The organism is Spirosoma montaniterrae (assembly GCF_001988955.1).
GTDB lineage: Bacteria > Bacteroidota > Bacteroidia > Cytophagales > Spirosomataceae > Spirosoma > Spirosoma montaniterrae.
The window spans coordinates 5,693,240-5,718,465 of the sequence record NZ_CP014263.1 but is presented as its reverse complement, the minus strand read 5'-3'; the positions used below and the strand labels follow the sequence as shown (position 1 = coordinate 5,718,465).

At 53.3% G+C, this 25,226-nt stretch carries 26 protein-coding genes; 16 read left to right on the top strand and 10 right to left on the bottom strand.

Annotation, left to right across the window (positions count from 1 at the left end; translation table 11 throughout):
- Nucleotides 1-86: 86 nt before the first annotated feature.
- The 6 genes from AWR27_RS24690 to AWR27_RS24665 all read right to left on the bottom strand — a co-directional run bounded on the left by AWR27_RS24690 (nt 87) and on the right by AWR27_RS24665 (nt 4,632).
- Nucleotides 87-974 (bottom strand): LytR/AlgR family response regulator transcription factor, encoded by an 888-nt coding sequence (locus AWR27_RS24690; protein WP_077133646.1) that lies wholly within the window; start codon nt 972-974, stop codon nt 87-89.
- 3 nt (nt 975-977) lie between these two features.
- Nucleotides 978-1,601, bottom strand: coding sequence for a rhomboid family intramembrane serine protease (locus AWR27_RS24685; RefSeq protein ID WP_077133645.1), 624 nt, complete (start codon nt 1,599-1,601; stop codon nt 978-980).
- A 7-nt stretch (nt 1,602-1,608) separates the two neighbouring features.
- Complete coding sequence (locus AWR27_RS24680; protein ID WP_077133644.1) at nt 1,609-2,580, bottom strand: polyprenyl synthetase family protein; 972 nt, start codon at nt 2,578-2,580, stop codon at nt 1,609-1,611.
- Nucleotides 2,581-2,631: 51 nt separating this feature from the next.
- Nucleotides 2,632-3,456 (bottom strand): hypothetical protein, encoded by an 825-nt coding sequence (locus AWR27_RS24675; protein ID WP_077133643.1) that lies wholly within the window; start codon nt 3,454-3,456, stop codon nt 2,632-2,634.
- Nucleotides 3,457-3,524: 68 nt separating this feature from the next.
- A complete protein-coding gene (locus AWR27_RS24670; protein ID WP_077133642.1) occupies nt 3,525-3,959 on the bottom strand; it encodes a nucleoside deaminase in 435 nt (144 codons plus the stop codon).
- Nucleotides 3,960-3,963: 4 nt separating this feature from the next.
- Nucleotides 3,964-4,632: an NUDIX hydrolase gene (locus AWR27_RS24665; protein WP_077133641.1), complete on the bottom strand. Its 669-nt coding sequence runs from the start codon at nt 4,630-4,632 to the stop codon at nt 3,964-3,966.
- 133 nt (nt 4,633-4,765) lie between these two features.
- Between AWR27_RS24665 and AWR27_RS24660 the strand changes: the two genes are divergently transcribed.
- Entirely contained in the window at nt 4,766-6,319 is a 1,554-nt protein-coding gene (locus AWR27_RS24660; RefSeq protein WP_077133640.1) for a DUF4394 domain-containing protein, read from the top strand.
- A 113-nt stretch (nt 6,320-6,432) separates the two neighbouring features.
- Here AWR27_RS24660 and carB read toward each other — a convergent pair whose 3' ends face one another.
- On the bottom strand, nt 6,433-9,309 hold the full coding sequence (gene carB / locus AWR27_RS24655; RefSeq protein ID WP_077133639.1) for a carbamoyl-phosphate synthase large subunit: 2,877 nt from the start codon (nt 9,307-9,309) through the stop codon (nt 6,433-6,435).
- A gap of 211 nt (nt 9,310-9,520) precedes the next feature.
- Between carB and AWR27_RS24650 the strand changes: the two genes are divergently transcribed.
- Nucleotides 9,521-9,937, top strand: coding sequence for an element excision factor XisH family protein (locus AWR27_RS24650; RefSeq protein WP_077133638.1), 417 nt, complete (start codon nt 9,521-9,523; stop codon nt 9,935-9,937).
- Nucleotides 9,922-10,269 carry a XisI protein gene (locus tag AWR27_RS24645; RefSeq protein ID WP_077133637.1) on the top strand — a complete coding sequence of 116 codons (348 nt, stop codon included), beginning with the start codon at nt 9,922-9,924 and terminating at the stop codon, nt 10,267-10,269. Before AWR27_RS24650 ends, AWR27_RS24645 begins: the two co-directional genes overlap by 16 nt.
- A 7-nt stretch (nt 10,270-10,276) precedes the next feature.
- Here AWR27_RS24645 and kdsB read toward each other — a convergent pair whose 3' ends face one another.
- Nucleotides 10,277-11,038, bottom strand: a complete 762-nt coding sequence (gene kdsB, locus AWR27_RS24640; RefSeq protein WP_077133636.1) for a 3-deoxy-manno-octulosonate cytidylyltransferase — start codon at nt 11,036-11,038, stop codon at nt 10,277-10,279.
- A 137-nt stretch (nt 11,039-11,175) separates the two neighbouring features.
- On the opposite strand from kdsB, the gene AWR27_RS24635 reads away from it, so the two are divergent.
- From AWR27_RS24635 to AWR27_RS24600, 8 genes are all read left to right on the top strand, one after another.
- Complete coding sequence (locus AWR27_RS24635; RefSeq protein ID WP_077133635.1) at nt 11,176-11,958, top strand: FHA domain-containing protein; 783 nt, start codon at nt 11,176-11,178, stop codon at nt 11,956-11,958.
- A gap of 147 nt (nt 11,959-12,105) precedes the next feature.
- Nucleotides 12,106-13,002 (top strand): hypothetical protein, encoded by an 897-nt coding sequence (locus AWR27_RS24630; protein ID WP_232325927.1) that lies wholly within the window; start codon nt 12,106-12,108, stop codon nt 13,000-13,002.
- Nucleotides 13,003-13,007: 5 nt separating this feature from the next.
- Entirely contained in the window at nt 13,008-13,610 is a 603-nt protein-coding gene (locus tag AWR27_RS24625; RefSeq protein WP_083732960.1) for an FHA domain-containing protein, read from the top strand.
- A gap of 3 nt (nt 13,611-13,613) precedes the next feature.
- Nucleotides 13,614-14,432 carry a PP2C family protein-serine/threonine phosphatase gene (locus tag AWR27_RS24620; RefSeq protein ID WP_077133633.1) on the top strand — a complete coding sequence of 273 codons (819 nt, stop codon included), beginning with the start codon at nt 13,614-13,616 and terminating at the stop codon, nt 14,430-14,432.
- On the top strand, nt 14,422-15,228 hold the full coding sequence (locus AWR27_RS24615) for a caspase family protein (protein WP_077133632.1): 807 nt from the start codon (nt 14,422-14,424) through the stop codon (nt 15,226-15,228). Before AWR27_RS24620 ends, AWR27_RS24615 begins: the two co-directional genes overlap by 11 nt.
- Before the next feature lie 32 nt (nt 15,229-15,260).
- The gene (locus tag AWR27_RS24610; protein WP_077133631.1) at nt 15,261-17,225 is read left to right on the top strand and encodes a serine/threonine-protein kinase; all 1,965 of its coding nucleotides are present in this window, start codon (nt 15,261-15,263) and stop codon (nt 17,223-17,225) included.
- A gap of 26 nt (nt 17,226-17,251) precedes the next feature.
- Complete coding sequence (locus AWR27_RS24605) at nt 17,252-18,184, top strand: hypothetical protein (protein ID WP_077133630.1); 933 nt, start codon at nt 17,252-17,254, stop codon at nt 18,182-18,184.
- 37 nt (nt 18,185-18,221) lie between these two features.
- Entirely contained in the window at nt 18,222-19,871 is a 1,650-nt protein-coding gene (locus AWR27_RS24600; RefSeq protein WP_077133629.1) for a LamG-like jellyroll fold domain-containing protein, read from the top strand.
- Nucleotide 19,872: 1 nt separating this feature from the next.
- On the opposite strand, the gene AWR27_RS24595 is transcribed toward AWR27_RS24600, so the two are convergent.
- Entirely contained in the window at nt 19,873-20,649 is a 777-nt protein-coding gene (locus tag AWR27_RS24595) for a hypothetical protein (protein ID WP_077133628.1), read from the bottom strand.
- Complete coding sequence (locus tag AWR27_RS24590; protein WP_077133627.1) at nt 20,646-21,233, bottom strand: RNA polymerase sigma factor; 588 nt, start codon at nt 21,231-21,233, stop codon at nt 20,646-20,648. Before AWR27_RS24590 ends, AWR27_RS24595 begins: the two co-directional genes overlap by 4 nt.
- 173 nt (nt 21,234-21,406) lie before the next feature.
- Between AWR27_RS24590 and AWR27_RS24585 the strand changes: the two genes are divergently transcribed.
- The 5 genes from AWR27_RS24585 to kdsA all read left to right on the top strand — a co-directional run bounded on the left by AWR27_RS24585 (nt 21,407) and on the right by kdsA (nt 25,209).
- Complete coding sequence (locus AWR27_RS24585; protein WP_232325926.1) at nt 21,407-22,612, top strand: DegT/DnrJ/EryC1/StrS family aminotransferase; 1,206 nt, start codon at nt 21,407-21,409, stop codon at nt 22,610-22,612.
- Entirely contained in the window at nt 22,612-22,902 is a 291-nt protein-coding gene (locus tag AWR27_RS24580) for a DUF4160 domain-containing protein (RefSeq protein ID WP_077133626.1), read from the top strand. Before AWR27_RS24585 ends, AWR27_RS24580 begins: the two co-directional genes overlap by 1 nt.
- A 37-nt stretch (nt 22,903-22,939) precedes the next feature.
- Nucleotides 22,940-23,170, top strand: coding sequence for a DUF2442 domain-containing protein (locus AWR27_RS24575; RefSeq protein ID WP_232325924.1), 231 nt, complete (start codon nt 22,940-22,942; stop codon nt 23,168-23,170).
- 10 nt (nt 23,171-23,180) lie between these two features.
- Nucleotides 23,181-24,251 carry an iron-containing alcohol dehydrogenase family protein gene (locus AWR27_RS24570; protein WP_077133625.1) on the top strand — a complete coding sequence of 357 codons (1,071 nt, stop codon included), beginning with the start codon at nt 23,181-23,183 and terminating at the stop codon, nt 24,249-24,251.
- Between the two features lie 106 nt (nt 24,252-24,357).
- Nucleotides 24,358-25,209 carry a 3-deoxy-8-phosphooctulonate synthase gene (gene kdsA / locus AWR27_RS24565; protein WP_077133624.1) on the top strand — a complete coding sequence of 284 codons (852 nt, stop codon included), beginning with the start codon at nt 24,358-24,360 and terminating at the stop codon, nt 25,207-25,209.
- Nucleotides 25,210-25,226 lie beyond the last annotated feature (17 nt).

Genomic DNA, 25,226 nt, shown 5'->3' with positions numbered 1-25,226 from the left:
ACTCCGAACAAAAAATAGGGCCAAACGGCACCGTTTGGGGCATTTGGCAAAGAAGAACGTGGGTTGGGACGAATGACAAAGGTGAATTACAACGCCTTCAGTTCGGCTACGAGCGTATCGTTGTACTGACGCGAAACAGGCAAGGCAAACTGCCCGTCGAGGAGGTGTAGTTTGTAGCCCTGCGCGTTGCCCGTCACGCGCTCTACCCGGTCGAGGTTAACGATATAAGACCGGTGGCAGCGAACAATGTGGGGTCGCTGAATTTGGTCGGCCATGCGGCTCAGGCTGCTTCGTAGCAGAACCTTGGCGGGCTTGTCGTTTTTCAGATAAACGACCGTGCAGTAATTATCGCTTGATTCGATAAAGAGCAACTTAGCCGGTTCGAGCGTCAGCGTATCTTTTTCATTGTCAGCCAATAATGTCAGCGTATCGCTCAGGGGCGGGGGCGATGCCGTTTCGGTTTGGAGTGTTGATTCGGCGGTGTTGTGTGCAACTGGGTTAAGCGTGGCGGCTGAGCGGCTGTAGCGACGCAATTGAATAATGTAGTTGAGCATGATAGACCCAACCGTGGGGAAGATGCCAATCAGAAATGTAACGCCAATTATCCAAAGCCAGCTCCCAATTGTAGGATGCCGGTTGAACAGCCAGTTCATGTATAGCCCGTTACCAATCGCAATCGCCAGAATGAACGACAATACCCGCACAATTTCGCGGCCAACGGTCCATTGAGCATCTGAGAAGAACCGGGGAAACAACGCAGGCAGCGCAAACCAGTTCAGCAGCAACACCGCCAACGTTACGGCTCCAAAACCCAGCACTTTCCAGACTTTGGCATCGGTTTGCCAGTCATCGATACCAAACGGCTGAAAAAGCAACAAGAACAGGCCCACAAACGCCCCAATAGTAAATGATTTCAGCAATCGGCGTCGTAGCGATTCTTCGGTTGGGTACGGCTGTGCGAGTAACTTAAACATGGTTTAGAAAAGCCGCCAGCCCGACACCTGATCGAAGAACTGCGGCACTACTTCGGGGTATACCACAATCATAAACAACACACCGAACACAGCTCCGTAAAAGTGCGCGTCGTGATTCACGTTGCCGTAGCCACGCCGGGCTTCGTAGTAGGAATATGCCAGATATAACGCTCCGAAAATAAAGCCGGGAATGCCAATCGGAATGAAGAACAAGTAGATCGGCGTTAGGGGCCGGAACAGGATAGCCGCAAACAAAATGGCCGATACGCCCCCCGACGCGCCCAGTGAGTTATAGCTGGGGTTGTTCCGGTGCTTCAGCAACGTTGGAATATCAGACACAACAATTCCGACTAAATAAAAGCCAATCAGATACAGCCCGCCGTTGCCACCAAACAGGTAGGCAAAAACCTGCTCGATAAAACCGCCGAAAAAATACAGACTCAGCATGTTGAACAGCAGGTGGCCCCAGTCGGCGTGCAGAAACCCGGATGTCAGCAGCCGGTAATATTGCCCCCGGTTCATGACCTGATAGGGATTCATAATCCAGCGACTCATCAGAGCCGGATTGTTCCAGGCTGCCAGGCTCACGCCAACGGTAACGAGTATAATAACAAGGGTAATGTTCATGTGATGTTTAGCTTTCACGCTCGACTAACTGACGAGCGAATTGGGTAAGCAGGAGTCGGCGGGTGGGGTCGGCCTTAAGTTGGTCGAAGTTGGCAAAGCCGCGTGCAAAATATGCATTGATACGCTGTTCGGTAATCTGCCGAATACCTAACTGGTCATAAATGGCCGTTACGGCCTGTACTTTTTCGGCTTTGTCGAACTCAGTTTTGGTAAGCCAGCCGTTCAGTTCATCGTTGAGCGGGCCGGTAGCTTTTTCGAGGGCTTCGATGAGCAGAAAGGTTTTTTTATTCGCCAGAATATCGCCCCCCACTTGTTTGCCGAATTTGGCCGGGTCGCCGTACACGTCGAGCAGGTCATCTTTCAACTGAAAGCCAATGCCAATGTTTACGCCCCCTTCGTACAGATGCCGGTTAGTTTCGGCGTCGGCACCGGCAATCAGGCCACCGAGTTCGAGCGCGTAGCCAAGCAACACCGACGTTTTCAGCCGGATCATGTCGATGTATTCGGCTTCGGTCACGTCCCACCGCGTCTCGAAATTCATATCCATCTGTTGTCCTTCGCAGACCTCGGCGGCTGTACGGTTAAAGCGACTCATCACGGCTTTGAGCTTGTCGGGAGCCACGTCGAGCAGCAGTTCGTAAGCGTTCACCAGCATCACATCGCCCGATAGAATGGCAATATTGGCGTTCCAGCGTTCATGCACGGTTGGTTGCCCCCGACGCAGTGGAGCCTGGTCCATGATGTCGTCGTGCATGAGCGTGAAATTGTGAAAGACCTCCACACCCAGCGCGGGCCGAATGGCCTGTTTCCAGTCGTCGGTGAAAAGATAGGTTGCCATGAGGGTCAGCAGCGGACGCATTCGTTTGCCGCCGAGGCTCATGATATACCGAATGGGGTCATACAGTTCGGGAGGGTACTGCCCGTATTTAGTGCGTTGAAGTTCTGCTTGAATGGCCTCAATAAAAACGGCTGGATTCATTAGTAGTCGAGTGGGTTTGGGGCCAAAAATACGGCAAAAGCCCCCAAAACCCTAACGCCCGAACATGCGCCGGTAATTGCGTTGCTGTGGCGTAATGATGACAACAACCAACCGACCACTCAACACAAAGTAACCGTCATTTTTACCCGTATTGCCCCGCTGTTCGCCGGGTCGGTTGAGCGTTGTACCAAGTTCGGCGCGTCGGTCGGTCAAGGCTGCACCGAGCGGGGTCATGTTACTTCGGTCGATGTATATCGAGCTAACGTCGTCGAAATAGTCGCTCAAAACGTGCGTATAGGTGCCTTCAAGATGAAACCTTAGCCGTTCGGTCGACAGCATTGGCAAACCAACCCCGTAGCGAATAATAAGTGGCAGCCGGTTGTAGGCAACGCCTTCTGTTTCAAATTGAGGTAAACTATAGTTCTGGCCTTCATAACGGGCTTTAGGCGTTATATGGGTAAGTCCCACACCTGCCATAGCATACGGGATAGTAGCCCGGTGGGGGTCGTTTACAGGCCAGAAATCGAACTGAATCCCCGCCCAAACATCGGGATTCAGGCTATTGAACGAGAGGTTGTTATAATAATTTCGGGTGTATTTCTGCCAGCCGTAAACGTAGTACAGTTGCGCTTCGGCCCGCCACGAGAGCCGTTGCGTGGCGCGGTACGTTCCGGCCACACCCAGAGCCGCGCCCAGTTGCAGATGCGCCAGATTACCGGCTTCGGCCAGATCGCCAGCATATCGGGTAGCTCCTGTGCCAACATTCAGCAGCCACGTTCCGGGCTTCTCGTGCCAGTAGGCCGACCGTTGGGCAAATGTGCTTATGTGGTTTATAAGCAGGACAATTAGCAGACAAAAACGGTGGCGGGTTTTCATGATGACAGGACGTTCGCCTATAAGACGAACCACCTACCATTTAGTAACCATGCTATGAATTACGCCAATTACAATTCGCCAATGTCTTCATTCCAGAGGGTTGGTTTTTCGGCGATGAACTGCTCCATCATGGCAACGCATTCGGGCAAATCGAGGTCAACCACTTCGACGCCATGCTGTTCCATAAACTCGCGGGCACCGGCAAATGTCCGCGATTCACCGACGATAACTTTCGGAATTTTGAACTGTACGATGGTTCCGGCACACATGTAGCACGGCATCAGGGTAGAGTAAATAACCGTGTCGCGAAACGACCCAACACGCCCGGCGTTGTTGAGGCAGTCCATTTCGCCGTGCAGAATCGGGTTATCTTCCTGCACCCGTTTGTTATGGCCCGACGCCATCAATGCGCCATTTTTTACCAGTGCCGAGCCGATGGGAATACCGCCTTCGTCTAAGCTTTTCCGCGCCTGCCGAATGGCCTCCTGCATAAATTCGTCCATAGTTTTAAAGCCGCTTCATGGTTTCGTAATCACCAACGTGCTTCAGATAAAGAAAGTGAATAAGCAGTCCGTTTACGTTGTTAACTAATTTATGGGCTTCGGGAAGCGTTGCTACTGCCGTTGTAATTCGCTCAAATTCAGAATGGTTACCCATATTTTTGTGGTGAAATGCCATGATTTCGGCGCGGGGCATCGTGCGTTCGATGAAGAAGAAGTGCATCGCTTCGTCGCTCGTGCCGGTGCTGGGGAACCACAGCCGGGGGTTCAACTTGGTCAGTTCAGTGGCGGTAGCTTCCAGACCGATTTCTTCGCCTAATTCGCGGGCGGCAACATCGGCGGGGTCATCGGCGGCATCGACCATACCGGCGGGGTGTTCGTAGGTTTGCGAACCGTCGGATATGCGCCGTTGCTTGACCAATACGACAAATTTTTCGCCCGTTTGGTCATCAATCAGGCACACTAATACCGAAGCAGCATGGCCTTTAAGAAAACAGACGGGCGGAATTTTATCGCCTTCGGGCGTGTCGGCATCTAACTCAAGCATGGCAAACAGTACCTCGCCGTTGTGCCGACGCCTGATAAAATGATCTTTTATACCATTTATTGTCAATCCGTTAGCTTCAATCTGACTTTTCCAGAACTTGAATTTAGGGGCGTCTTCGAGTTTCTCCATACGATAAGATACTAACAATTTATCTGGCTTTTTGTGCAGGCCAACATCCAGATGCTACAAACATACGTATAGTCAGGTGTTTCTAAATTTCTGATTTACCGATGCAAAACGTTTCAACCAGAAAACTACGACTATGCGTGTTCTGAAAAACCTACGCCCTGTAGCTGCCTTGCTCGCTATCGGCTCACTGCTCATGCTCAATGCCTGTAAGGAAGAGCAGCTTATTGACTCGCGGGCCGAATTAGGTGCGGCCCAGGCGCGGCTGTCGGCCAATTTCACCTTCTACGCCCTAACCGACAACAATCAGTTGTTGCTGTTAAACTCGCAGAATCCAACTTCCGCACTGGCTACCACCACAATTACCGGACTGGCGAGTGGTGAGCGGTTGCAATCGATAGACTTCCGCCCGGCAACGGGGCAACTGTACGGCGTTAGCGATGGCAGTCGGCTATACACCATCAACCCCAACACAGGCGCGGCCCGGATGGTAGGCATGGGGCCGTTTATGCCGCCCGTTGCCGGCGACGTGGTTTCGATTGATTTCAATCCTACCGTCGACCGCCTTCGGTTAGTAACCAACCGGGGGCAGAACCTGCGACTGAACCCCGAAACCGGCACTGTGATGGTTGTTGACGGTTCCATCAACGGCCCGGCTCCGGTTGCCATCAACGGAGTAGCGTACACCAACAACCGGGCGGGCGTCACCAGCACCATACTGTACGACATTGACCCGCTTACCGACAAATTGTATCGTCAGGATCCGCCGAACGCGGGTGGGCTGGCCGAAGTTGGTTCGCTCGGCATTGACATCGCCGGGCGGGGCAGCTTCGACATCGCCCCCGATGGCAGTGCAGTGGCAATCCTGATTAGCGGCACTACGCAGGGTTTTTACCAAATTGACCTGATGAGTGGCCGCGCCGAGCGGCTGAGCGATCTGCCGAACCTGAGCCTTATTGGTATCGCCATTCCAACCGAGCCGGTGGCTTATACCGTCGATGGATTGAATAATCTGCTCATTTTTAATCCGCTCAACCCGAACCCAATCAGCAAAACCATTACGGGTCTGCAAAACGGCGAAACGATTTTCGGCATCGATTTCCGCCCGGCCAACGGTCAATTGTATGCATTGGGTAGCACCAACCGCCTGTACACGATTAATACGTCGAATGGCGCGGCTGCTCCTGTTGGGTCAGGACCATTTGCAGCGTCACTATCGGGCAATGACCGTGGCTTTGACTTCAATCCGATGGTCGACCGTATTCGGTTAGTGACTAATTCGGGTCAGAATCTGCGGCTTAACCCCAATGACGGCACTGTTACAGCGGTTGATGGTAATCTGAATCCGGGTTCGCCCAATGTAACGGCGGCAGCCTACACCAACAACTTTGCCGGTACTACCAGCACGGTGCTCTTCGACATTGACACCCGCACCGAGAATGCAATGCTGATGCGTCAGGACCCGCCGAACGCTGGTGGATTAGTAGCCGTTGGGTCATTGGGCATACCCATTGAAGGTGGTAACGGCTTCGATATTGGCGGTACGAGCAATTCGGCGTATGCCCTGCTCCGTTCGGGCGGCACAACCCGTATCTACAGCATCAACTTAACCACGGGTCAGGCTTCTAACGGCATTGCGCTACCCGGCAACCCAACGGTTCGCGGCTTCGCGCTGGGGTTAGGTTTTTAAGGAGTAAAGGGGAACACGGATTGAACGGATGGGGCGGATTGACACAGATTTCTTTATGTTAAAAATCTGTGTCAATCCGCCCCATCCGTTCAATCCGTGTTCCCCTTTAGTTTTTACCGGCTCAGATACAAATTCCGCTCCGAGTACACCTTTTGGAAGAAATCGTCCTGCAAATCGTCGATGAAATAGATGCCTTCGCCAGTTGATTTCATTTCGGGGCCGAGTTCCTTGTTTACGTTCGGGAATTTGTTGAACGAGAATACCGGAATCTTGATGGCGTAACCCTTCTTTACGGGCTTGAAATCGAAATCTTTTACCTTCTTGTCGCCCAGCATCACCTTTGTGGCGTAGTTCACGTAAGGTTCCTGGTAAGCTTTGCAGATGAACGGCACTGTGCGGCTGGCGCGGGGGTTGGCTTCAATCACGTACACCTGTTCGTTTTTGATGGCGAACTGGATGTTAATCAGCCCTTTAGTCTCCAACGCCACGGCAATTTTCGTTGTATATTCCTCAATTTGCCGAATCACGTTCTCGCTCAGGTCAAAGGGCGGCAACACGGCGTAGGAATCGCCGGAGTGGATGCCCGCCGGTTCGATGTGTTCCATGATACCGATGATATACACGTCTTCTCCGTCGCAGATGGCGTCGGCTTCGGCTTCGATGGCGTTTTCGAGGAAGTGATCGAGCAGGATGTTGTTGTCGGGAATATCCTGCAAAATCTTCATCACGTGGCTTTCCAATTCCTCTTCATTAATCACAATCTTCATCGACTGCCCGCCCAATACATAGCTGGGCCGTACCAGCAGCGGGAAACCCAGCTCGCGTGAGAGTTCGATGGCGGCTTCGGCTTCGCGCACCGTCCCGAACTTCGGATACGGAATGTCGAGCTTGCGAAGCATGTCGGAGAAGTGGCCCCGGTCTTCAGCCAAGTCGAGTGCTTCCCAGCTTGTGCCAATGATTTTGATACCGTAACGGGTCAGTTTCTCGGCCATTTTCAGTGCCGTTTGCCCGCCCAACTGCACAATTACGCCCTCCGGTTGCTCGTGCATGATAATGGCGTGAACGTGTTCCCAGAACACCGGCTCGAAATACAGCTTGTCGGCAATATCTGGGTCGGTCGAAACGGTTTCGGGGTTGCAGTTGATCATGATGGTCTCATAACCAGCTTCTTTGGCGGCCAACACCCCGTGAACGCACGAATAATCGAACTCGATACCCTGCCCGATGCGGTTCGGGCCAGAACCCAGCACCACCACTTTCTTGCGGTTCGAGCGGATCGATTCGTTGCCGGGCAGGTCGGATACGGGTTCGGGCCGGTCCTGGGTGATGGGCAACTGATTGTTGAACGTCGAGTAGTAATACGGCGTTTTGGCCTCGAACTCAGCCGCACAGGTATCCACGCATTTAAACACCCGCCGGATGTTGTGCTGCTGCCGGTACTGATAAATCTTACTTTCTTTCACCTGCAACAGGTGCGCCAGTTGCCGGTCGGCATAGCCTTTTTGCTTGGCCGTGCGGAGCAGTTCGGGCGGCAGATCGTCCAGATCGTACTGCTGAATTTCGCGTTCGAGCAGAATCAGTTCTTCGATCTGATGCAAAAACCAGGGGTCTATTTTGGTCAGTTGCTGAATCGTGCGGAACGACATTCCGGCTTTAAAAGCATCGTAGATGTGGAACAGCCGGTTCCAGCTTGGGTGTGCCAGGCTTTTGGTCAGTGCTTCGCGGTCGTTCAATTCACGCCCGTCGGCACCGAGGCCATTGCGCCGGATTTCCAGACTCTGACAGGCTTTTTGCAAAGCTTCCTGGAAGTTGCGGCCAATGCCCATTGCCTCGCCCACCGACTTCATTTGCAGGCCCAGCGAACGGTCGGCTCCCGGAAATTTGTCGAAGTTCCAGCGCGGAACCTTTACAATTACGTAGTCGATGGCGGGTTCAAAAAAGGCCGAAGTCGTGCCCGTAATCGGGTTGATAAGTTCGTCCAAATTGTAGCCAACAGCCATTTTGGCGGCAATCTTGGCGATGGGATAGCCCGTTGCTTTCGATGCCAGTGCCGACGACCGGCTTACGCGCGGATTCACCTCAATAACAATGATGTCGTCGGTTTGCGGGTTCACCGAGAACTGGATGTTGCACCCACCCGCAAACTGCCCAATGCCGCCCATAACCCGAATGGCGAGGTCGCGCATTTGCTGGTACAGCGTGTCGGGCAGGGTCATGGCCGGGGCCACCGTAATGCTGTCGCCGGTGTGTATGCCCATCGGGTCGAAGTTCTCGATGGAGCAGATGATAATGAAGTTCCCGTTATTATCGCGCAGGAGTTCAAGCTCGTATTCTTTCCAGCCCATCACGCTCTGTTCTACCAGCACCTCGTGTACGGGCGATGCGTGCAGGCCGTGTGTCAGGGCTTTATCGAACTCTTCGGGCGTATTCACGAAGCCGCCCCCCGTACCGCCGAGCGTAAACGACGGTCTGATAACCAGCGGAAACCCGATTTCCTGGGCAATTTCTTTCCCTTCCAGAAACGACCGGGCCGTGCGTCCTTTACAAACCCCGGCACCTAACTGAAGCATCAGCAGCCGGAATTTTTCGCGGTCTTCGGTAGTTTCGATGGCTTTGATGTCGACGCCGATAATTTTGACGCCGTATTTCTGCCAGATACCCGCCTTCTCGCAGTCGATGGCGAGGTTGAGGGCCGTTTGCCCGCCCATTGTGGGCAGCACCGCGTCGATGGGCCTGCCCATGTCCTGATGTTTTTTCAGGATTTCGACGATAGACTTCTTTTCGAGCGGCAGCAGATACACGTGGTCGGCATTGATCGGGTCGGTCATGATCGTAGCCGGATTGGAGTTGATCAGACTGACCTCGATACCTTCGTCGCGGATGGAGCGGGCAGCCTGCGAACCGGCGTAGTCGAACTCACACGCCTGACCGATAACAATGGGGCCGGAGCCAATAATCAGAACCGAGCGGATGGCAGAATTTTTGGGCATCTTTGGAGGGAATGTACAAGGGGCAATAAACAATGTACAATACTGGCCGTCGGATGGGGATATCGTAAGGCCAAAAATCCCGCAAAGGTAGGGGGTACGGGGGGGGAATGCAACGGAAATCCGGTTAAATTCCGATTACCAATAATTGGAGTGATGGCCATCTACTTTATTAATGTTTTGCCAAACCGAGTGAAGCCTGTACTTTTACTTTATGGCGCGTGACATATTTCATCAAGTAGTTCGTGAAGCCCTTGAAGCCGATGGATGGCTAATTACTCATGACCCGCTGATTTTAAAACTCGGTGGTTTGCGACTCGAAATAGATTTGGCAGCCGAACAGGTTCTGGCGGCTGAACGAGGTTCTGAACATATTGCGGTTGAAGTAAAAAGCTTTTTGAGTAAGTCGAAACTCAGCGATTTTTATCAAGCCAAAGGTCAATATGATGTTTATTTAATTGGCCTTCAAGAGGATAGACCATCTCGAAAACTTTTTCTGGCCGTCGATACAGATATATATACCTCATTCTTCCAGAAACCTTTGATTCAAAAGATCGTTGCTGATTATAGCATTTCACTGTTAGTTTTTGATGCTAACTCTAAGCGAATTGTACAATGGATAGCAAGGTAAATACATATCGAACGTTAATTACCGAATTGCTGACGCAGTATGCCAATGCACCTGCTATTTTCATAGGTGACGATCAAGTTGAAGAACAACTCATTATAGACGCCGAGCGCGACCATTACCAGATTCTGACCATTGGCTGGGAAAACGGTAAACGTGTGTATTACCCGGTCTTCCACCTCGATATTAAAAACGGCAAAATCTGGGTGCAGGAGGATGCTACCGATTTTGATATTGTTGGTGAACTCGAACGTAGGGGAGTCAGTAAAGATGATATTGTGCTGGCATTTCACGCTCCATACAAACGTCCCTACACAGGATACGCAGTCGCCTGATTCGCCGTCAAACGCCCCCCTGAATCCGGCTGATTTTTTCTAAGTCGGCGGGCGTATCGACGCAGATGCTGACGTAGGGGGTTTCGACAAGCTTTACTTTATAACCCGCTTCTAACCAGCGCAGTTGCTCCAGCGATTCGGCCTGTTCCAGCGGTGAGGGCGGCAGTTGGCTGATCTGCTCCAGAATATCGGCGCGGTAGGCATACAAACCCACGTGCTGGTAATAAGGGTAGCGCGTGTGCCACTCCGCCGGGTCGACGCCCCGCAGAAACGGAATCGGCTGGCGGCTGAAATACAGCGCGTCGCCCTGTTTGGTGAGCGCGATTTTTACTTCTCCCGTGTCGTGCAGAATGGTAGCCGAATCGATTTTGGCACACTGAGTGGCAATTTCTACCGCACCATCGAGAATAACAGTCAGCCCGTCGATCTGATTGGGATGAATAAAGGGTTCGTCGCCCTGAATATTCACTACATAATGCTGGGCATCGCTTTGGGGCGGCAGTTGCGGGCGGAGCAGGTTGTAGGCTTCGTAGCAGCGGTCGGTGCCGCTCACGTGGTCGGGGCGGGTCATGAGTACGTCGGCCCCAAAAGCGCGGGCTACGCTGGCAATGCGCTCGTCGTCGGTAGCAATCGCCACGCGGTCGAGCGATCTGGCTTGTGAGGTGCGCTCCCAAACGTGCTGAATCATGGGTTTGCCGTTGAGTTGAGCGAGGGGTTTACCCGGAAACCGCGACGAACCGTAGCGTGCCGGAATGATGCCGATAAACATAGGGGTATAAATTCGATAGGCGAAGATAAGGGTTCATACCGTATAATAAGCGATACCTACCGTTTACAAAATAAGTGAACCAACCTATTTCCTAATGTACTTACCAGATGTAACTTGCTGCGTTAGATTGCCTTTGTATGACCTTCTCAACGTTAACAAAACCGGCTATTTGGTTTGAACAGCAGCTTGAGCAGTTGAGCCAACTGCCGGTGTTTACCATCGGGCGCGGTGCCGATAACGACATCGTGGTAGCCAACCCGAAAATCAGCAGCAAACACGCGTCGCTGATTCAGTGTACACCCACCGATTTCGTACTCGAAGACCTCGACAGCAAAAATGGCACGTTTGTGAATCAGCAGCGCATCAAGCGTAAACTGATTACAGACGGCGACACTATCCGCCTGGCCGACGTCGATTATACTACTAATCAGTTGCTCGCCCTCCGGGTTGTGCCACCCGCCAATACGCCAGAGCAGCCCGTTCTGCCGCAGCCTACTGCATCCAAACCAGCACCAGAAGCCGCTGATTCGCTCGACTTTTCGCGCCAGTTTTCTGATTTACAGACAGTTTACGAGCAATATCCGAAACTTCGGCGCGACTGCCGCAACCGTGAAAAGATGATCCGCACGGGCAGCGTGATTGTGTCGTCTATCGTGGGCGTGAGCGCGGCCATAGCCACAGGGGGCGGGTCGATACCGATTCTACAGATTATGTCGGGAGCCGGGCTAAGTATGCTCGTACCTACGTTGTGCTCGACGCTGCTGTCGACCGAAGAGAAGTTAGAATTAATCGACAAACAATATCGCGAACGCTACCGCTGCCCCAACCCTACCTGCCGCGATCCGTTCGGCACCCGCGAATGGGACCTCCTGGCTCAGCAAAAAAGCTGCCGCCGATGCCAGGCCATTTGGGTAAGCTAAATTTTTTTCGCGTCGATCACTTACCTTTTTCAAACTCGCCCGATAAAGGAATGATCCACACGAAAAAGAAAACTATCCACACCCTGTTTCAACCTTCTCATTTTTCAATTTATGCAAACCGATACGTTTACGCCAAACCGCTCAACCATGTCTACGACAAATGGCCTCTCTGCCGATCAGAAAAAAATGCTGGGCATCTCGGCGGCTACCCTCCTGCTCGGTGGAGCCGCCTGGGCCGTTGCCTCAAAAATTCCTAAGTCAGGCTCATCACCTGAAGGTCAGCCCGGCATGGACTTAGCCACGCCCACAACACCTGTTGGTGCATTACCCGCCGATATCGACGTGGCTGGCAAAACTACCGACGCCATGTCGTTCGATGAGGCTTTCGAAGCGGCCCGGAATGAAGTAGGCGTAGGGGGCGTATTTAACTGGCATGGCCGCTGGTACAACACATTCCTGAAAGACGAATGGACCGATCTGTCGCTCGAACAGCGGGTTGAGTTTACGGAAATGGTTACGCAGGAAGAACTTCCGTTTAAGCCCTACCACTCTGCCAAAAGCCAGACAGGTTCGCGAATCGAATTGGCGGAACAGACCAAACCTACCGTCATTGAAGGCTACGTGAACGGTCGGCGGGTAATAGGTATTGACGACGATAACGACGGTGTAATTGATACGCTCGTACTCGATGGCGAAGACGGTCACACGTATCGGGTAGTTGACGAAACGGGCGATCAGGGTTTAGACACAGTTTATAAGTACGATGCAATTGACGGTGAGTTGGTCATGATTCAACGAATCACGCCCACCGTATTGTCCAACGACGATTTCGGTCAGCACCTCGAACACGCTATGTCGCGCGAGGTGGTTGATTCGATTGTTGATACCGACGCCGTTGACGACCAACCCGTACCGCCCACAGACGCGACGCTGATGCAGACAACCGCCGACGAGATGGACGCCGAAACCTACGCGCCTGAAGTCGATTCGATGTCAGACGACACCTATGTTAACAACGGCAACGTGCAGGACATGGAATCGTGAGTAGTATGCCAGGTTTCAAAACATCGCTCATTTCCTGCCAGCAATGTGGCCGGCGCATCATGGTTCGGGGCACCGACGCCGAACGCGGCTATATCGTCTGTTCGCACGTTGGCTGCGGAGCTACCAACATGCTGCAATCAGCGTTTCATTACGACGAAAGTATTGTACATGGCCTGCCCGGCTTCGGTTGCCTGACCTACCTCGGCCAGCCCAGAACGTTGTATCCGCTGCGATATGGCCCAAACGTCATCGGTACGGGCGATACGGCCAACATTCGGGTAGACCGCTACCTGCACAACGGACGGTGCTTTATCAGTCGGCAGCACTGTACGCTGACCGTGAGTTTCGATAAATGGACCGGACAACTGCGCTATCAGCTTCAGGACGGAGCCGCCGACCCCGATACGCAAGCCATTCGACATAGCCTGAACGGTACATCGCTCAACAACGTACCTCTCCAGAAAACCGACATCATCGACGTTGACCATCAGGGTCTTATCACGCTGGGCGGGGCCGACCGTTTTCGCCTGAGTCACCAGCCAATCAACCCGGTTATGCTCGAAACTTACAAAGTTGATCTGGCTTTTAACCCCGACCGCACTCAGTAAATTATGCGCATTCACCTAACCTTACCTCTTGCCTTCTCCCAGGTAGGTCAGCGAAACAACAATCAGGACGCCCTGTATCCGCCCGTGGGGGAAGCGCAGCCGGAGAACCAGCTTTTTCTGGTCTGCGATGGTATGGGCGGAGCCGACAAAGGCGAGGTTGCCAGCCAGCTTCTGTGCCAGCACATAGTAGCCTATGCGCAACTGTTCGACTTTCCCACGCTCGACAGCGTACACCTGCAAACAGCCCTGAGTCAGGCGTATGAGGCTTATCGGCAGTACTTACTACAGCACCCGCTCGTAAACCGAATGGGTTCGACACTGGCTCTGGTACAGGTTCACGAACGGGGCATAACCGTGGCGCACATTGGCGACAGCCGGGTGTATCAGATTCGCGACGGGCGGATTATTTTTCAAACCCGCGACCATAAGCAGGTTAACGACATGGTCGAAGCCGGCATCATTACAGCCACGCAGGCCCTGACACACCCGTGGCGCAATCGGCTCAGCCGGGCCGTGGTTGCCACAGCGGGCGAGGTCGACGTGTCAGCGCGGGCCACTCCCGATATAACGCTGCTGACCGACGTGCGGGCGGGTGATTATTTTTTCCTCTGCACCGATGGCGTGCTGGAGCAACTGCACGATGAACTGATCGAAGCCCTGTTTGTGCATACCATTCCCAATCAGGCCAAGCTACAATCGCTGTTGGCCCTGTGCGAGGGGCAGGTGCAGGACAATTATTCAGGCTATCTGTTTGGTATCGAGTACGTTGCGTACCCAGAGACATATCCGACACCCCTACCCTACACCTGCCATGCAACCTGACAGTGCTGTTTTTTCTATCCTGTTCAACTGCGTTATCAGTCTGCTGCTCAGTACTTCGGGCACGTCGGCGCAGCCAGCTACTTACGCTGTGGTCATTGGTATTTCAGACTACGAAGCGTTCTCCTACCGAACAGGCGATCTGCGCTTTGCCGACCGCGATGCCCGGCAGGTAGCGGCCTTTCTGCAAAGCCCGTTGGGTGGGCGGGTGCCTGCGTCAAACATGCGGGTGCTCACCAACCGGCAGGCTACGGCTTCGGCCATCGGCCAGGCTATGTTGCTGTTTCGGAAAGCGAAACCAACCGACCGCATCATGCTGTACTTCTCCGGCCACGGCACCGCCGATAGTTTTGCGCCCGCCGATGCCCGTTCGGTAAATGATTTGAAACGGCTTTCGCATCAAACCATCAAAGCCGCTTTTCGCGCATCGAAGGCCAGTACAAAACTGTGCATTGCCGACGCCTGCCTGTCGGGTGGTATGACCAACCCAACCGCCGTAGCTTCGACATTCGGGCAGTCGGCAGCTCCGCACGCCGACGAATCCGGTGCTATTGCCCTGCTGCTCGCCAGCCGCTCCACGCAGGTTGCCATCGAAAGCCGGCAGTTGGCGGGCGGCACCTTTACGCATTACCTCCTGCGGGGCTTGTCGGGCCGGGCCGACCGGAACGCCGACCGAATTGTTACCATCCGCGAACTTCACCAGTACGTGAGTCAGCGGGTTAAACAGGCAACAAATGGTAAACAAACGCCAATTTTTTATGGTCGCTTTCCAGATAATCTACCTTTAACGTATATTTGAAGTTACATTGTGTTACGCTCTAAAGCCACGCTATGAGTCAGCCGTTTACTTCTTTTCACCAATTCAAACAACGCTACCCCATCCGGCCCAACGATGCGGAGATGTTGCTTGGTAGTGGCTCATATGGTCGGGTTATCAGGGTTGAAGATCAGTTAGAAACGGAGTGGGTCGCCATTAAAATCAGTGAGTTTAAAGGAAATGATACCAAGTCGCTAAAGGCCGAAGTCGAACTGGCGCAGCGTGTACCCCGGCAAGGCAACATTGCCCGCTACGACGCCTGCTACCGGCTCGAAACCGATACCAGCCTTTGCGATTTTGCCATCATGAAGTATTACCCCGATGGCAATCTGGCCGATCTGCTCAAAAAGCAGCCGCTAACTCCCCCGCAGATTCACGACATCACGCGGGGCATTCTGCTCGGTCTGCAACACCTGCACCGCCATCGCATCGTTCACCGTGATTTCAAACCGGCCAACATCCTGATTTCACGCGATAACGCCGGACGCTTTATCCCTAAAATCGCCGATTTCGGTCTCAGCAAATTGGTGAACGACGACGAACTCGACAGTTCGGATTTTGACCTGAGCGATGGTCGGGGAACGCCTTCGTATAAAGCTCCCGAACAAATCGAAGGCAGCCGGGTCAGCTTCAACCTCGACTTGTGGGCTTTTGGCGTGATTCTGTACGAAATGCTGGCGGGCGAAAAGCCATTTCGGGCCGATTTGCGGAACAGCAGCGAGCAGTCGATTCGGCGCGAGATTGAAAAGAAGATTGTGACTGTTGAATTGCCCGCCCGCGTTGATACCATTCAGGAGCCGTACCGAACCATGATCCGGCGGTGTTTGGTGCGCGATATTCACGAGCGGGTTCGCAAGGAAGACGAACTGCTCGATCTGCTGGATGCCATTCCGCAACGACTGACCGAAGCCCGACAGCACATGGCAAACGGGCAATACGATGAGGCTGTTTTGCTGTATGAGGAGATTCTGCGCGGTTCGCCTACACAGCCCGAGGCTATACAGGGGCTGGCAACGTGTTTGGCAACGTTGCGACCACGCCCGGCTCCGGTAATGGCCCCACCTGCCGAGGCAACCGACGTATATGAAAAACCGCCCGTCTGCGAAGAAGCCACAGACGTGTATGCTGCCTCCCCGGAACCGACCCCAGTCGAAACGCCGATTGCCAAACCGGTACCGGTACGCATACCGACGCCCAAAAAACGAACGCAACAAAGCACATTCATTTTAGCCGCTTTGGCTGCGGGTGGTATATTGGTCTACGCGGTACTGAACGGTCAGCAGACAACGAGTTCAACCGGTACAAAAACCGACTCAACGGCGATTAGTACGGGATCAGTTTCTCCAACTATTAGTGGTACAAAAGACCCTGTTCCGCCGGTTGAAGGAAACGGCACTACCGACAACAAAGCCGCGCTGACAAAACGCATCGACGTAGCGTTGGCGAAAGCCCGAAACGCGTTTCGTCAGGGCGATTTTGTCAGAGCAGTTGAACTTACGGCCAGCGCACTCCAACTCGACCCGACCCGGCGCGACGTTCGGCAACTGCACAATCTGGCTCTCAATCAAAAACCCGCCGGTTCACCCATCGGATCGCCCCAAACGGCTGCGGTTGTGCCCACGCCTATACCGTCGGAGCCTGCGCCAGTGAAAACAACGGAAGATGCCGCCGTAGCCGAAAAATCGCAAAGACAACAGGCCGAATACGACCAATTGATCGAAGCGGGCGTGAAAGCCATCGATAATGGCAACAACAAAGCCAAAGCCATTACCGATTTCAGTCGGGCGGCTGCCTTAGCCAGCGAACATAAATTGAACACCAGCAAAGCCGAGGGCGCGTATGGCCGCTACCTGAGCAAAGCAAACAAGATTTTTGCCAACGACGAGTTCGACGGTGCGAAAGACTGGTATAAAGTGGCGCAGGCTCTGCGCGATACGCCGGAAGTTCGGATGCGCATCAAACAGTGTAATAACCAGTAACGCGTTACATTTTCTACCATTTCCCCATGATGAAACCCTTACTTTTTCTTTTCTTCTTTTTTGCTTCACTCTCGGTTCAGGCCCGGCCCGCCAATGCGCTGCCGCTCGTTGCTGCCCATATCGATGATGAATATGATCGGTACAAAAAGAAAGGCGACGACCTATTCCGGGTCGGCAACTACGCCGAAGCCGTGAAGCAGTACCGAAACTGCCTGGAAGTACCCACGTTTGAGAACGACGCCTACGCCAAAGGCCAGATCGAGCGGTGTACGAACGCGCTGAACCTACGGCAAAAGGCCGATAGCACCTTACAAAAGGGCGATGAAAAATCCGCTATGCCGCTCTTCAATCAGCTTCTGAGCCTGAACGCCGACGATGGTATCACAAAAGCCACGCTGGTCGATTATTACGAGCAAAAAGCGAACCGGCTCTATGGAGACAAATGGTTCCCTGAAGCGAAAGGTCAATACGAAAACGCGCTACGATACGCTACTAACCCCACCAAGCGCAGTACGCTGGAACTCCAGATTCGGAATAGCGAGGAAAATACAATCTCGAAAGTCATCACAGATACCGAGGTGGCCCGACCCTCCAAACGCATCGGCTTGAAATTGCTGACGGGGGCTGTGGCTATAGGTGCCGGGGCGTATGCAATGGTGTTACGAACTGATTATCAGGCTAAGCTGAATAAACTCAATGAGGTTGGCAGAACCGTTGACCCCGACAATGACGGCATCATTAATACGCCCGACGCGTACAGACAGTACGCCAGTGCCTACGCAGACGCCGAAGTAGCTCAACGGAAAAACGGTCTGTACAAAGCCTGTCTGGGTATAGCCGCAACGGCAGTTTTGCTCGAAACCTATTTGCTGATCCGTAAGCCGAAAGTGCGCGAAACGGCCCTGCAAGTCAACCCCTCGTCGCATAGCTGGGGTGTGGCCGTGCGCTACTCTTTTTAATTCGTCTATTCACCGCTCAACCTAATTCTTCTTAACCATGAGGTCATTAGCAACTTCTTTGTTTCTCATCGCATTTGCCTGTCTGTGCGGCTATAGCCTGACCGGGTGCGAAAACTGGGAACTACCCGGCAAAAAAACGCAGCGTGAGTGCGTGAAGCCCGGCGGTCTTATCAACGCGCAGATTCAACAACTTCAGGTCGATTTTTCAATTGGCAGCAACGCCGGAACCATCGATCAGGTCATCTGGAATTTCGGTAATGGCAATCCCACAACTACCACCGGTCTGACAACCCGGTACACGTATCCGGCTCCGGGCGAGTATGTCGTAAAAGTAGTTCTGACCAATTCATGTGGCCTTGAAACCGAGTTGTCGCGCACGGTCACGGTCAGCAATGCAACCACGCCTGCCGTAACGGTTCAGCCCGTAACTGAGTTGTCGCCTACGTCGGCCACCGTGCGGATGGCCGTTACGTCGACGGGTAACGCCAACCTGACGCGGTACGGCATCTGCTACTCCAGCAGCAACCAAAACCCGGAATATGACAAGGACGCTACGCAGAATATAAACGGCACAGTAGCCATCAATACGCCCGTTTCGTTTTCGCTGACGAACCTTTTGCCCAACACCCGGTACTATGTGCGGAGTTTTGCCGTGAACGCAACCGGACGTGCAGGTTATAGCTCAACGGTCGACTTTCTAACATACATCAACCCGTCTGTTGCCGCCGTGGGCGTGCCCAATGCTGCTGTAACGACGGCTACGGTCAATTTTATCATCAACAGCCCCGGCAACCCCGCAGCCACCAGCTACGGCATCTGCTACTCGCCCACCAACAGCACCCCCGATGTTAGCAACTCGCCAACCGTTAACATCGACAATCCGGCTATCAACGTAAGCGTCCCCGTTAACCTGACGGGTCTTCAGCCCAATACGCGCTATTATTACCGACCCTTTGCGCGCGTGCCCAATGGCGGAATAGTTTATGGAAACATCAACCAGTTTACCACCCAGCTCGACGCTGTAGCTCAGGATTTAATCGCGTCAATACCGTTTACCGATGGTTCGCGGCTCGACGTGAGCGGTTTCGACAACCATATTATACTGGTTGGAAACCCGACCTTCACAACCGACCACAAGGGCCGGGCCAATTCGGCTATTCTGCTGAATGGGAGCAATTATTTTTTTATGAACGACAACATAACGCTACGCCCCGACGCGCTTTCGATCAGCATTTGGGTCAGACCGGGTGCTTCGGCTGACCGAATGCAGATTTTCAACAAGTCAAGGTTTAGCGATGGCGGAGCCGAAATGTACAGTTCGCAGATACGGCCCAACGACAACGGACCGGGTATTGCCATAAACACTGACATCAAACAAAACAGCAACTGCGCGGGGGGCGTGGGTTGGCAGAGCCTGTCGCTTGCCAGCAACATCCCGCTCAATACCTGGTATCACATTGTACTAACCTATACCGGGCGCACCGCCCGCATGTATATCAACGGCACCGAGTTCTCATCGAACACAAACCTGCCCGCCAGCTCAATTGACAACTGCCCCGGTGGTGAACTGAAATTTGGCGCACAGAATCGGATTATTCCGTGGTATTTCAACGGTGCCATGGACGACATCCGCATCTACCGCCGGGCGTTGACAGAAAGCGAAGTGAAAACATTATCTGAGCAATAGCTCAGTCGATTTTTCGGAGTACTTCCTGCGCAAGTTGCCGGAACGGATGAGCGTTGTTGTTGCTGACCTTTTTAAGCAATGGCAACGCTCTTTCGTTTTGCCCATTTTTCACGTAGGCCAACGCCAGAAACCACTCCGATTTCTGGCGGATGGACGATTCAGGCGAATTCATGGCCCGTTTGAACAGCGGAATAGCCCTGGCAGGCTGCTTATTGGCTAATCGGCTCAAACCCAGAAAATACAGTTTATAAGGTTCCGACTGTTTGTCGGCGGGTACTGTTCTCAACTGCTCGATAGCCCGGTCGTAGCGTCCGGCTTTGTACTGAGTAAACGCATCTAAAAACTGCGTCCGGACGTTGGACGAAACGGCTCCAACAGGTAGTTCTTTCGCCAGGTCGTCGCTCTGATTTGGGGCTATGGTGTCGATAAATGCCAGATCGGGCGGGCGCGTAGTTTGTTGATAAGCAACGTAGCCAATTGTAAGCACGGCAACTATCGACGCAGCCACGGCCCAATAGAACCATGACCGCGACGAAACCAGCGGGCGAACCGACGCAGCCGCTGGCTTTATAGCCTCGTACTGACTACGTGCCTGCATCACGGCCTTTTCGATGCCAATGGCCCGCAAGCCTAACCGCAGATTGCGTTGCAGGCTTACCTCAGCTTGCAGATCGGGGTTGCGCTGCATATCGGCCTCGAACGCGGCCCGGTCTGTTGCCGACAGTTCATTGGCTAAATACGCTTCAATAAGTTCGTAATCTTCTTCGGAAAAATTCATAATCCCTGACGATCAGCAAGTTTCTGATACAATTCTTTTAACTTCCGGGCACATTCATACCGCTTCGATTTCACCGACGTTTCTTTCATACCCAACCGCCCGGCAATCTCGCGTAGCGATAACTCATCGACGTAAAACCACTCCATCAATTTTCGGCACTCATCTTTCAGTTGCTGTAACGATTGCCGAACCGTTGCCACAATTTCCATGCGTTCCAGATCCTGCGCCACCGAAGCCACGTCTGCCGGGTCGAAGGCGTCGGGCAGGCTGGCGCGGGTTCGCAGCCGGGCCGACTGCAACTCGGTCAGCCATACGCATTTGCTGTAGCCAAACAGCACAGTACTGATGCGAGTGCCGGACTGATATTGATAGCTGCCGGTTTCGATGTTCAGCAAAAAATTCATCATGCCTTTCTGAAACGCATCTTCAGCGTCCATCTCAGAACCGCTGTTCTGCAGCACCCAATGCCGGAACATCGGGAAACAATCGGCGTACAGAAACTGGTACGCCCGCTCGTCGCGTCGGCGCAGGGCCTCGTAAAAATCGGGTTCGGTTGCATAAATGGGCAGGGGGCGCGTCGACATACATGGGTCATAGAATTCACGAAGATAGAACGTGGTCTCGTTTGTCTATCAAGTTACCGCAGCTTAATCGGGCGAAAGCGTGAAAGGTAAGCGGGCGATAGATTCCAATTTTGGTATGTTACCCGTTATCCCGGAAATGTCCCGATATTTGCGCCAACAAAATCATTGATTATATGCCGGGTATGGAATTCTTCGGTGCCGACGAACGCGCCGAAATCAACGACGTGCTGGAAACGGGCATCCTGTTTCGCTACAACCACGAAGCGCAACGCAACAATATCTATAAAGCCCGCGAACTCGAAGCCGAAGTGGCCAAGTTAGTGGGTGCCAGCTACGCTCATGCCGTATCGAGCGGGTCGGCGGCTGCGCTTTGTGCGATGGTTGCGGCTGGTATCGGCGCGGGCGACGAAGTTATTGTGCCGCCGTTTACTTACGTAGCCACTATCGAAGCCGTATTGCTGGCGGGTGCGCTGCCTGTTTTCGCCGATATTGACGATACACTCTGCCTGAGTGCCGACGGTATTCGCAAGGCCATTACGCCCCGTACCAAAGGCATTTGCTTAGTGCATATGTGCGGACAAATGGCTGATATGAACGCCATCATGGCCGTTGTGAACGAGTATAATCTTGTGCTGGTGGAGGACGCCGGGCAGGCAATGGGTGCCAGCTATAAAGGCGTTTATACGGGGCTTTGGGGCCGGGCCGGTGCCTATTCGTTCGATTTTTTCAAGATTGCTACGGCGGGCGAAGGGGGCGTGATGGTAACAAACGACGAGCAGGTTTATAAACTCGCCGACAACTACTCCGACCACGGCCACGACCATATTGGCACCAACCGGGGCATGGAGCAACACCCGATTGTGGGCTTCAACTACCGCATCAGCGAACTCCACGCGGCTGTGGGGCTGGCCCAAACGCGCCGGGTGCCGATGATTATCGAGCAAAACAACGCCCGCAAAAAGCAATTGATGGAGCGACTGGGCAAGGTGGCGGGCCTATCGTTCGCCCGTATTCCCGACCCCGACGGTGATTCGGCCACATTCCTGAATCTGCTGCTGCCAACCGAAGCCGCAGCCCGGCAAACCGTTTCGGAGTTGCAGGCCGCTGGCGTGGGCGGGTTCAACTATTGGTTCACGAACATGTACCACTTCATCAATCAGTGGGATCATATCAAAACGATGCAAACGGCATCGGCCCTGCCCATCGAGAAATTCGGCCCTCCACAAGATTACCAAAACCTCGACCTGCCTACTGCGCAGAACGTAATTGGTCGGCTGATTTCGTTCGGCATTCGGGCTTCCTGGACGTCCGAAGAAGCCGATACGCTGGCCTCGCAAATTGAAGCGGCTGTAACGAAGGCCACGCTTATTGACGCCTGATGCCAACAGTGTTTACGCAGGCAGGTCTGCGTTTTTTCTTCGTTATGTTCGACCTGCTAAATGAACCATTTCATATTCATGTAGGCGATGGAGGCCGTAAATTGTGTAAATACTGGATTTTTGCAGATGGTGTTGTACAATTGGCAGACAATCAGGGCTTCAAACAGCGCGAACTGAACAATATCGAGAAGACGTTAGCCGAACAAATGCCTTATATACAAGAGACGTATGGAGCCTACTGCACGAAAAACAACATCGCGGTCAACTACAAAATCCGCCGTGTCGCCTGAGCCGGTCAGTATAAGCGAACTACCAGTTTTGGCGAATGTGTGGATTGACGACAGCCGGGTTCATTTTGACTTGGAAGATGGCCGCTCTGTTGCCTGGCCCCTTAGCTGGTCGGTTATTCTTACGAACGCAACGCCTGAGCAACGGCAACGGTTTTCGTTCTCGGCTTATCATGTTTTCTGGGACGAACTTGATGAAATCATTGGCATCAAAAACGTCTTGTATCCACCTACGCGACTGACCAGCAAACAAGAGCGGTTGGCCACCTAATTCACTCATAATGCACAAAAACTTTAAAGGCGTCGAAAAAACCGTTTTTGGCCGGGGCAGCTTCGACCAATTAGGCGACATTCTGGCTCCGCACCGCACAGGCGAAAACCCCTACATGGTGTTTCTGGTCGATGCCTATTTCAACGGGAAACCGCTCGAAAGTCGCGTTCCGGCGCAGAACAACGACCTCGTTTACTATATCAGCGTCGAAGAACACGAACCCACCACCGAGCAGATCGACACCCTGCGCGATGAAATTCTGGCAAAGCAGGGCCTGCCCGCCGGGGTTGTCGGCATTGGGGGCGGCAGCATCATGGACATCGCCAAAGCTCTCTCGCTGATGCTGACCAACGAAGGCTCGTCAACGCTGTATCAGGGGCTGAACCTCATCAAAAAGCCCGGCGTTTACCACGTTGGCGTACCAACGATTTCGGGAACGGGTGCCGAGGTATCGATGACCGCCGTACTGACCGGACCAGAGAAAAAACTGGGTCTGAAATGTGAATGGACGGTGTTCGATCAGATTGTACTTGACCCCGACCTGATTGCTACCGTTCCGCGCGACTGGTGGTTTTACACGGGCATGGACACCTATATTCACTGCGTCGAGTCGGAGAACGGGCAATTCAACAATGCGTATTCACATGCCTTCGCCGAGCAGTCGCTGGCTCTGTGCCGCGAGATATTCAGCAAAGGTCAAACCCCCGAAACCGACGAGAAACTAATGGTAGCGTCGCTGATGGGCGGGTTAAGCCTGACCTATTCGGAAGTGGGCGTTTGCCACGCGCTGTCGTATGGCCTGTCGAAAATTCTGGGTACGCGGCATTGCTATGCCAACTGCCTCATCATGAACCACCTCGATGACTACTACCCCGAAGGCGTTGCCGAGTTTAAGCAGTTTGTGGCCCAACACAACATCACCCTGCCGCAAAACCTGTCGGCAGAGTGGGACGACGACACGATTACAAAAATGGCCGAAGTGTCGTATAATCTCCCACACATGTGGAATCACGCCATCGGCTATGACTGGAAAAACACCATCACGATGGACGTACTGAAAGATTTGTTCAGAAGATTATAGAATCTAAACGCAGAGTTGGGAGAGGTAGCCGCAGAGAGAACAGAGGTACTTTGCGCCCTCTGCGGCTACCTCTCCTAACTCTGCGTTTAAAAAACCTCAAAACTATATGTCACAGAAACTGGTTCGCGTTGGCGATATCGACTGCGGAGCCGATGAGTTATTCCTCATCAGTGGCCCCTGCGTAATTGAAGACGAAAAAATTATGATGACCGTTGCCGAGCAACTGAAAGAGATTTCGGAGCGGCTCGGTATCAAGGTCATTTACAAATCATCGTTCCAGAAAGATAACCGCTCCGACCTGAGCTATTACATGGGGCCGGGTCTGGAAAAAGGCATCAAAATTCTGGCGCAGGTGAAAGAGCAGTTCGGCTTTCCGCTACTGACCGATATTCACTACCCCGATCAGGCGGCTCCGGTAGCCGAGGTAGTCGACGTGCTGCAAATTCCGGCTTACCTGTGTATGCAAACGACGCTTGTGGTGGCCGCTGCTCAAACCGGGCGCGTTGTGAACATTAAGCACGGGCAGTTTCTGGCTCCCGAAAACATGAAGCACCCCGTCAAGAAAATTGTAGATTCGGGCAACGAGCAGATTATCCTGACTGAGCGCGGCTACACCTTCGGCTACAACGATCTGGTGGTTGACCCGCGCAGTTTCTACCACCTCCAGAACACGGGCTACCCTGTGGTGTTCGACGTTACGCATGCCATCCGCAAGTACGGCATACCGTCGGCGAGCGCGAGCGGTGGGGCGCGGCAATACTTGCCCGTACTGGCCCGTGCGGGTGTGGCGGCTGGTGTCGATGGGCTGTTTGTCGAAACGCACACCTGCCCGTCGGAGGCTCTGTGCGATGCCGCCAGTCAGTTGGATATTACGCTGCTCGAAGAGTTCCTGAAACCGCTACTTGAACTCCACGCCGTGACGCGAAAATACACGTCGGCGGGCGAGATGACCGTATAAAATCCAGCCTATAGTGC